The sequence below is a fragment of the Micromonospora sp. NPDC050187 genome (assembly GCF_044459745.1).
In the GTDB taxonomy this organism is placed as follows: Bacteria; Actinomycetota; Actinomycetes; order Mycobacteriales; family Micromonosporaceae; genus Micromonospora.
Genome location: NZ_JBITJH010000007.1, coordinates 210,774 through 219,122, shown reverse-complemented (window position 1 = coordinate 219,122; position 8,349 = coordinate 210,774). Strand labels below are relative to the sequence as shown.

Annotated in this window: 8 protein-coding genes; all 8 read right to left on the bottom strand. The window is 70.0% G+C overall.

The window, feature by feature from the left end; translation table 11 throughout:
* Positions 1-100: 100 nt before the first annotated feature.
* On the bottom strand, positions 101-442 hold the full coding sequence (locus ACIBJE_RS14310; RefSeq protein ID WP_377654559.1) for a hypothetical protein: 342 nt from the start codon (positions 440-442) through the stop codon (positions 101-103).
* Positions 439-861: a YbaB/EbfC family nucleoid-associated protein gene (locus ACIBJE_RS14305; RefSeq protein ID WP_396748097.1), complete on the bottom strand. Its 423-nt coding sequence runs from the start codon at positions 859-861 to the stop codon at positions 439-441. Before ACIBJE_RS14305 ends, ACIBJE_RS14310 begins: the two co-directional genes overlap by 4 nt.
* Before the next feature lie 67 nt (positions 862-928).
* The gene (locus ACIBJE_RS14300) at positions 929-4,216 is read right to left on the bottom strand and encodes a hypothetical protein (protein WP_396748095.1); all 3,288 of its coding nucleotides are present in this window, start codon (positions 4,214-4,216) and stop codon (positions 929-931) included.
* A 2-nt stretch (positions 4,217-4,218) separates the two neighbouring features.
* Complete coding sequence (locus ACIBJE_RS14295; protein ID WP_358048190.1) at positions 4,219-4,590, bottom strand: hypothetical protein; 372 nt, start codon at positions 4,588-4,590, stop codon at positions 4,219-4,221.
* A gap of 204 nt (positions 4,591-4,794) precedes the next feature.
* Positions 4,795-5,082 carry a WXG100 family type VII secretion target gene (locus ACIBJE_RS14290; protein WP_088982335.1) on the bottom strand — a complete coding sequence of 96 codons (288 nt, stop codon included), beginning with the start codon at positions 5,080-5,082 and terminating at the stop codon, positions 4,795-4,797.
* Positions 5,083-5,151: 69 nt separating this feature from the next.
* Entirely contained in the window at positions 5,152-5,469 is a 318-nt protein-coding gene (locus tag ACIBJE_RS14285) for a hypothetical protein (RefSeq protein ID WP_094977945.1), read from the bottom strand.
* Between the two features lie 123 nt (positions 5,470-5,592).
* Positions 5,593-6,924 carry a type VII secretion protein EccB gene (eccB, locus tag ACIBJE_RS14280; protein ID WP_396748092.1) on the bottom strand — a complete coding sequence of 444 codons (1,332 nt, stop codon included), beginning with the start codon at positions 6,922-6,924 and terminating at the stop codon, positions 5,593-5,595.
* Between the two features lies 1 nt (position 6,925).
* The gene (gene eccD / locus ACIBJE_RS14275) at positions 6,926-8,305 is read right to left on the bottom strand and encodes a type VII secretion integral membrane protein EccD (RefSeq protein ID WP_396748090.1); all 1,380 of its coding nucleotides are present in this window, start codon (positions 8,303-8,305) and stop codon (positions 6,926-6,928) included.
* Between the last annotated feature and the right edge of the window lie 44 nt (positions 8,306-8,349).

Sequence of the window (8,349 nt, the reverse complement as noted above, 5' to 3'; positions counted from 1 at the left end):
CGCGTAACGCCCCCTCCCCGCCCCGATCAGGGGCACTCAGTGCGAATCAATCAGCGGCGCAGACCACCGCCCCGGCCTTCGGCTGTCTCGTCTCCGCGGATCAGCCCCGCGTGCCACCGTTCATGTCCGGGACCATCTCGGTGCCGGTGGCCTCGGTGTTCTCCCCGACACGGCGAACCAGGTCCAACTTCTCGCCCTGGAACCCGGCGGCGTGAGCCAGCTTGACGTACGCCGCGAGCACGATGCCCGCGAGCACTTGCTGCACGGCCGCGCGGGCCTGCAGGCTCAGTTCGTCGTCCGCGGGGACGCCGGCCGCCCACCGGCACTCGGCGATCTGGCGCACCGGGTCCACCGTGCCGATCAGGTGGTCCTTGAACTGGCCCACCAACGGCACCTGCTGGGCCAGGACGTCCCCGTTGAACTCGATCCGTGACCCGCTCATGACGCCGCCGGCCCGGTCCGCCGGTCGGCACCGCCGGAAACCATGCTGGCGATGCCCTCGACAAGCTCCTCGATGCTCCCGGCCGACTGCGCGGCGTCGTCGAGGCCGGTGAGGTGACGCGTCAGCTCGGCGGTGCCGGCCATCGTCTTGCGCTGGGCCTTCTCGCGGGCGGTACGGGCCGTCGTCACGATCAGGTCGGCCAGCTCGGCTGGCGCGAGTCGCCGGTAGGCGTCCCCGTTGAAAGTGATCCGGTTCAGCTCGCCGTGCCCACCGACGGTCACCGACAGCAGCTTCTTCTTGTCCTCCACGGTGGTCTGCGCCCGAGCCACGCGCCGGCGTACCCGTTCGGCCGCCTCGTCGACGTCCTTCAGGGCCGCACGCATCTCGGTTAACAGTTCCTCGTCGCCCAACAAGCTCATCCCGACTACCTCCTCTTCTATCCCACGGCTGATCTGCGGCACCGGGTTCACGTCGGCGCAACAGTGTTCAACGGCCCCGGTACCGGCGACGTTCGTCCTGGCTGCCGGGGCGCTCGTCGACCGGCATGCCGAACTCGTCTTCCTCGACCCGGGTATCACGACCGCGCCGGCCGATCACCGCGGGCGCGCAGTCGGGGTCGGTGCCCCAGACCTTTTCGTCCTCCTTCAGCCAGGTGCTGCGCTGGCGATCACGGTCCTGTCCTTGCTGGGGTGCGCCACCCATGCCCGGCATCATCGGGGGCATGAACGGCATCCCACCGCCCGGCATACCGCCCGCGCCGGGCTGCGGGAGACCAGGGCCGGCACCCGGCCCTGGGGTCAGGTTGGCCCCGACCGGGCCTCCGACGGGCACTCCCAGCTTGTCCGGGGTCAGCGCTCCGGGCGAGCCGGATACACCCGGCACCGCCGACAGGCCCCCGGTGCCGACCTGCACCCCGGGAACCTGCGGGATGCTGGCCGAACCGGGTCTCGTGACGTCGCCGAGTACCGGAGGAGCGGTGATGCCTCCGGTCATACCCGGCTTCGGCGACACGTCCTTGCCGTCGACCGTGGTCGGGAACGGATTCCGGTCCACCGGCGCCGTCGGCCCGGCGTCGGGCCACGGCAACCTGCCCGTGTTCAGGCCCGGCACGGATCCACCCCCGCCGGTGTCGGGCCACGGCAACCTGCCCGTATTCAGGCCCGGCACCGATCCGGCACCGCCAGAACTCCCCGACGGGTTGGGCGGCAGCCCGAGTTTCGCCCGCTCTTCCGGCGAAAGTGGGGTTTCGTCGAGCAGTCCGCCGCGTTGCAGCGCGTCGAGCTGATCCGGACTGAGCTGACCGAGGTTCGTCGCACCCCCCGGCGACAGACCGTTCTTCCGCAGGTAGTCAGCCTGCTCAGCCGTCAGCGGCACATCGTCCAGCAGCCCCGCCCCGTCCAGTTGCCGCAACTGGGACGGCGTCAGGTCACCCAACGACTGCGGCCCGTTCAGGCCGAGCTTTGCCCGCTGGTCGTTGGTGAGGGGGGTCTCGTCCAGCAGCCCGCCGCGCTCCAACGCGTCGAGCTGATCCGGACTGAGCTGACCGAGGTTCGTCGCACCTCCCGGCGACAGACCGTTCTTCCGCAGGTAGTCAGCCTGCTCAGCCGTCAGCGGCACATCGTCCAGCAGCCCGGCCTTGTCCAACTGCTCCAACTGGGACGGCGTCAGGTCACCCAACGACTGCGGCCCGGACGGCTTGCGGGAGATCCCGAAGTTGTTGGTCGGCAGGGAACTGCCCCCACCACCGCCGGTGAACGGATTCTCCAGGCCACCGCCGGCAGACGGTACGACCGGTTTGGGGGTCGGAACGGGAGGAAGACCGTTCGCGCCACCGCCGCCAAACGGATCGCCCGCGCCACCGCCGCCAACCACAGCATCCAAGCCGCCATTGGCGAACGGATTACCCGCGCCACCACCCTCGGACGGCATGCCCGACTTGACCTTCAGGTCGTCGGGAAGGCCGCCGCCGGCACCACCACCGAACGGATTCTCCGCGCCACCACCAAAGGAACCACCCAAGCCATTGGCGAACGGATTACCCGCGCCACCACCCTCGGACGGCATGCCCGACTTGACCTTCAGGTCGTCGGGAAGGCCGCCGCTGGCACCACCACCGAACGGATTCTCCGCGCCACCACCAAAGGAACCACCCAAGCCATTGGCGAACGGGTTGCCCGCACCACCACCGGCACCCGCATTGGGCATCAGGCTGGTGGGAAGGCCGCCGCCGGCACCACCACCGAACGGATCCCCCACGCCACCGGCAGCAAAGGAACCACCCAAGCCATTGGCGAACGGATTGCCCGCACCACCACCGGCGCCCGAGTTGGGCATCAGGCTGGTGGGGAAGAAAGCACCGCCACCGGTACCGTTGGCGAACGGGTTACCCAGGCCGCCGCCGTTGGGGAACGGGTTGCCGAAGTTGGCTCCCACGTTCGCGAACGGGTTACCCACGTTGGCGAAGGGATTGCCCACGTTCGCGAACGGGTTGCCCATGTTCGCGAAGGGGTTACCCACATTGGCGAAGGGGTTGCCCATGTTCGCGAACGGGTTGCCCCAGTTGGCGAAGGGGTTACCCATGTTACCGAACGGGTTGTTGGGGAAGCCGCCGTTGGGCATCCCCACGTCGTTGGGCATCGGATTGGGCGGCACCGGCTTCGGGTCGGTGATGCTCATCGGGTTGCGCGCCTCGGCGAACGCCGAGACCAGATTCTTCGCCGCGAGTATCGCCGGCTCGAAGGTCTTGAGGGCGTTGTCGGCCCACATCTGGCGCAGATGCTGGTCCAGCTTGTTCCACTCGGGGATGCTGAAGGCGTCGAACGAGTGGTACTTCACCCACGCGGGCGGCGTCCACATGACGGTGCCCGCGTCCGATCCACCGAATTTGGTGCCACGGTATTCCGTTCCTTCTTTGTCCCCGGTGTCGGCGTACTGCTGACCCAGGTCCCAGGCGTTCGACTGGCCGTCGTGCAGGTCGCCGTACTGGAGCGTGCTCTCGTTGAACATCTGGGCGATGACCCGGTACGGGTGCTGCCAGGTGCCGGCCGGGTGGATCGAGGACCACTTCTCGAAGGTGTCGGCCACCGCCGTGATGAAGTCCCTCATGGCCTGCTCGACCTGGGACAGCGTGGTGTCCCACTGCTTGGCCTGGGGCATGATGTCGGCGAGGTACTTGTTCGCCTCCTGCACCCGGTGCCGCCAGGCCGATTCGGCGGAGCCCTTGAAGTCGGGGCTCTTGGCGTTCACCGACTTGACCTGATCGGTCAGCTCGCTCGAGATCCCCAGCGCATGGGTGGCCAGGTTGGCCAGGATCTCGCGGACCGACCCGATCGAGTCCGGGTCGAACGCCTTGTTCGGCCCGGCCACCTTGGGCAGGTCGGCGATCATCCGCTCCCACGCGTTGCCGAGTGAGACGACCGGGTTGCCGTCGGCGTTGGTCGAGTTCCCCGGGTCGGTGGAGTTGCCCTTCTGTCCCTGGGTGTCGTCCCGGCTGGTCACGCCCACCCACACCGTCACCCGGGTGATGTGCTTGGTAACCCCGCTCTGCTTCCACCGGTAGAAGGTGACCGCGTCCTTGTTGTACTCCGGCATCCACCCGCCGGGTTCGGAGTTCTTGAGCGTGCTCGTCTGGGTGATCAGCCAGTAACCGGGCCCCTTGATGCTCCGCGGTCGGAAGTTGTCGTTGATGGAAGCCTTTTCCCCGCCCTCTCCACCGCCGAGCACCAGCCCCAGAATGCTCGCCAGGGCATCCTCGAACGTCGCGGTGTTCGCCATGACTAACCCCCGGCTTTGGGCATGAAGTACTCGAACTGCTCGGCGCTCAGCGTGCTCGTCTGCTCGACGGCGTCGGAGTCGGCCAGCAGGAACTTGATGCCGTGCTCCAGGTTGTTGAGCTCGGTTCGCGCGCCCTTGAGCCGGTTGGCCAGGCCGGCCCGGACGACGTCGATCGCCCCCGTCAGGTCCTCCGCCTCGGTGAAGCCCTTCCCGCCGAGGCGCAGCTTGAACTGCTTGGTGATGTCGACGGTGGAATCCGGCAGGGAGCCGTACGGGTAGACCTTGCCGTACATCAGATCGATCTCGTCGACCTGCTTGGTGTAGGTGCCGTGCAGCTTCCGCAGGTAGCTCTCGTTGATGACGATGTTCTTCATCGTGTGTTCCTCTCGGATGGAGACGGGCCAGCGGGACTCGGCTGTCCGTACCCGGCCGGGGTCGAGGTCCGGACGAGTCCGTGGACAGCGGTGGGTCAGACGCGCTGGTCCACCCGGCGGTGCGGCGGACCAGCGCGCCTGACCCGGTATCGGCTCGGCGGAACTGCCGTCCCGACCTCGTGCGAGGTCAGGTTCGGCGGGGTACTAGCTGAAGATGGCCGCGCCCCGGTTGTCGCCGTGCTGGTAGTTGACGTTGATTTCCTGAAGGCGCTGCTGCCCCAGGGCCAGGGCCGCCCGCATCTCCTGCTGGCCCTGGTTCCACAGCGCCTGGGCGGCCTTGTAGGCCTCCGGCGCCTGACCGTTGTTGGCCGCGGTGAACCTCGCCACCGAGGTCTGGAGGTTCGCCAGCGACTGGTCGAGCTCGCGGGTCTCCCTGGCCATCTCCTCGGCGACGGCCTGAACCGCAGCGGGATTAATGCTGTAGTTGGCCATTCTCGGCCTCCTTGTCGTTCGTCGGTCCGGGTTTCGTCGGCCCGGGTTTCACAGGTGAGGGTTCGGCGGTCAGCCGGCGGCCCAGCCGCCGGCCCGCATCGCGCTGTCGTCTTCGGTCGTGGTCGTCAACTGCGCGTACTGCTGCATGTTCTGGTTGAGCATGTCCAGGCCCGCCTGGACCTTCTGGAAGCCGTTCAGCCACTGCTGGACGGCCTGGAGGAACCGCGGCGCAGCCGAGTCGCTCTGCCACTGGGCGGACAGATTGCTGCTGGCGGCCGTGACGTTGGCCTGGCTGTTCTTGGCCTCGGCCTGCGCCTGGCCGAACGCCATGACCATGCCCTTGATGGTCGCCTCATCAGCGACGATCCCCTGCTGGTTGACTGGCATGACTCTCCTTGTCTTCTATCGGAACGTGATGCTGGTGAATGGGTGGGAAATGTGCTCGCGCCTGCCGCAGGTCCGTCCGGAGGGGCGGGCCACGGCGGCGGGACGTTCGGGTACCCCGCGGCCTCACCTCCCTTCCGGCCGGACCAGCGCCGGCCCGGGGGGCAGCATGGCGACCAGCGCGGTGGGCATGACCACCGCCTGGTTGAGGGAGTAGCCCAGGGTGGTGACGTCGCCGCCCAGGATCGGGTAGGCGATCCCCCGCTCGTTGACCAGCAGGCCCTGCTGCCGCCACCGGTCGGTGTCGGCGGTGGCCGGGGGCATCAGCAGCGCTCCCCCGCCCGACGGCACCCGCACCGTCACGGCGGTCTTCCCGCCGCTGCCGCCGGTCGGCATGCCGGTTCCGCTGGTCAGGACGACCGTGGGTTTCTCGTCGGCCTGGCCCGCGTACTCCACGCAGACCACGGCGTCCTCGGGCATGGACGGTGGCACTGGTGGGGTGGCCGGCAGCGTGGTCAGCGGGCGCACCGGGCTGCGCTGACCGGCGGCGACCAGATCGGCCGCGGTGATGGCGGTCTCCCTGGCCCCGACCGGCGTGGCCCGCTGCAACCGGTACTCGGTCTCGGTCAGCGGGGCCAGCCCGTCGGCGGTCATCAGGTAGTGGTTGACCGTGCCGTTGCCCAGGTCCACGGCGAACATCTGGCCGATCGACGTCGGCCGGCCGGCCACCCTCGGCCCGGAGCCGCCGGCCCGGGCCACCTTCGGCGGGCCGACCGTGCCGCCCAGCGGGATCGACTCCAGCCAGGCGGTCGCCACCGGTACCGGAGCGAGCAGCCCCAGCCCCAGCACGTCGGCCATCCACGGCTGGGGAAGGAGCAGTCGTCGCCCGCCCCACAGCAGGTAGGTCTTGCCGCCCGCGGTGACCGGCAGCGCCTGCCCGTCACCGAGCGGGCCGGGGGCCGCCGGCACGTCGACGTCCAGCACGATCCGGCCGGTGTCCCGGCTACAGGCCCGCCACACGCCCTGGTTGACCCGGTTGGCCGCCGGCAGCACCTGCGGCCCGGTCGGGGTACCCACCGGCGGGCCCTGCGGCACCTTGGCGAGTTTGGACGAGGAGACGGTGACCGGGGTGAGTCGACCGCCGGCCAGCAGGGTGGCCGTCGCCACATCGTTGACCAGGCGCAGTTGGCCGTCGACCAGCACGTACCGCGCGCCGGTCGAGGCGTCCACCACCAGCATCCGCGGCTGCTGCCAACTGGTCGAGCCCGATCCCGGCATCAGCGCCCAGATCGCGACCCCGGCCAGCACCAGGATCCCGAGCACGAGACCGGCGATCGTGCCGGTGCGGTCCCGGCGGGTCGGTGACTCGGCGGTCTCCGGCTCGGCCCGCACCAGCGCACCGGTCACCCGGGTCATCATGTACCGCTGGGCGTCCACCTGGTCACGACGCGACGACATGTCAACCCACCCGCGCCCGGACCACGTCGATCAGGCCGGTGATGACCACGACGGTCGGCCCGAGGGCGGCCACCATCGCGGTGTGGGCCAGGTCGCCCATCCGGCCCCAGATCGGGTTGAACCGCCGGCCGACCGGAATTCGCGCGGCCACCCCGCACGCCACCGCCAGGAGCAGGCAGCAGCCGATGGCCAGTTGGGCGGCGAGCGGACTCCGGTCCGTGGGCGCGGTCAGGCACCAGGCCGCGATGGCGACCAACGCCGGACCAGCCAGCGCCACCCGGTGCCAGATGCTCGTCATCGGGCGGGTGACCAGGATCTGGGCGACGGCGGCCAGCCAGGCGGCCAGCGGTGCGGCCCAGCCGGGCGCCGTCGCCAGCCACACCATCGCGGCTCCGGCGACCAGTCCGAGCGCCGCGTACAGGGCGGTCATGAACTGGTCGGCGGCGGCGGCCCGGGTGAGCACCCCGGCGGCCGGTTCCGGGTCGATGTCCTTCTGCAGGTCCGCCGGTTCGACGGGCATCTCCGGCAGGGCGAACCCGGCGAGCTTGAAGGCGGCCGACGGTACCGCCGGGCGCAGCGCCGTGGTGACGACGACCGTGATCGCGGCGATCGTGGTCCAGTCCAGCGTGGCCCTGGTGTGCAGTGCGAGCGCGGCGACGACCATCAGCCAGGCCGCCAGCAGGCCGACGGTCACCTGCCGCCAGCCGGTGCGCGGGAAGACGAACGCGGCCACCAGCAACGCGGCGACGGTGCCGACGGTGACACCCACGAGGACCAGCCGGGGTACGGCAGCGCCGGCGACCGCGTCCAGCGCGGCGACCACCGTACCGACCACACAGGCGGCCCCCAGGACTCCGGCCGTGGCCCGGTCGGCCAGCTTGCGTACCACCGCGAAGCCCGCGACGAAGCACATCCCCGCCATCGCGGCGAGCAGCGCCGGGTTCCGGGACTCGGCCGGCCAGATCCGCGCGGCGGCCAGCCAGGCGGCCAGCCAGGCGGCCAACAGCAGCAGGGCGGTGACCCGCGTGGTCTGCGGACGCCACAGCCCGGACCGCTTGCGGATGCCGGCCGAGACGCCGTCGACCAGGTCGTCGTAGGCCAGCGGCGGGATCTGGTCGGTACGCGGGCGTACGTGCACGACCTCGCCGTCGAGCAGGTCGAGATCGCCGACGGTGCGCGACTCGTCGAAGGCCGGTCCACCCAGCCGCTGCACGATCCAGCCGCTGTGCTCCAGCCCACGATCGGCGAGGTCCGGTCCCAGCGCGCTCAACAGGGCCGGCATCATGTCGGCCAACGGGATGTGGGTGGGCAGACTCACATCGACCTGGCTGGTCGGTCCGACGACCAGCAGTCGGCAGAGTTCCCCGCGCTCGGCGCTCATATCCCGAACACGTGTGCACGGTCACCGGAGTTCACAGAGTTTTC

Excerpts from the sequence above, each read along its gene's own strand:
- eccB (WP_396748092.1), bottom strand. The coding sequence starts at position 6,924 with ATGTCGTCGCGTCGTGACCAGGTGGACGCCCAGCGGTACATGATGACC.
- ACIBJE_RS14295 (WP_358048190.1), bottom strand. The coding sequence starts at position 4,590 with ATGAAGAACATCGTCATCAACGAGAGCTACCTGCGGAAGCTGCACGGC.
- ACIBJE_RS14305 (WP_396748097.1), bottom strand. The coding sequence starts at position 861 with ATGAGCTTGTTGGGCGACGAGGAACTGTTAACCGAGATGCGTGCGGCC.
- eccD (WP_396748090.1), bottom strand. The coding sequence starts at position 8,305 with ATGAGCGCCGAGCGCGGGGAACTCTGCCGACTGCTGGTCGTCGGACCG.
- ACIBJE_RS14285 (WP_094977945.1), bottom strand. The coding sequence starts at position 5,469 with ATGCCAGTCAACCAGCAGGGGATCGTCGCTGATGAGGCGACCATCAAG.
- ACIBJE_RS14310 (WP_377654559.1), bottom strand. The coding sequence starts at position 442 with ATGAGCGGGTCACGGATCGAGTTCAACGGGGACGTCCTGGCCCAGCAG.
- ACIBJE_RS14290 (WP_088982335.1), bottom strand. The coding sequence starts at position 5,082 with ATGGCCAACTACAGCATTAATCCCGCTGCGGTTCAGGCCGTCGCCGAG.
- ACIBJE_RS14300 (WP_396748095.1), bottom strand. The coding sequence starts at position 4,216 with ATGGCGAACACCGCGACGTTCGAGGATGCCCTGGCGAGCATTCTGGGG.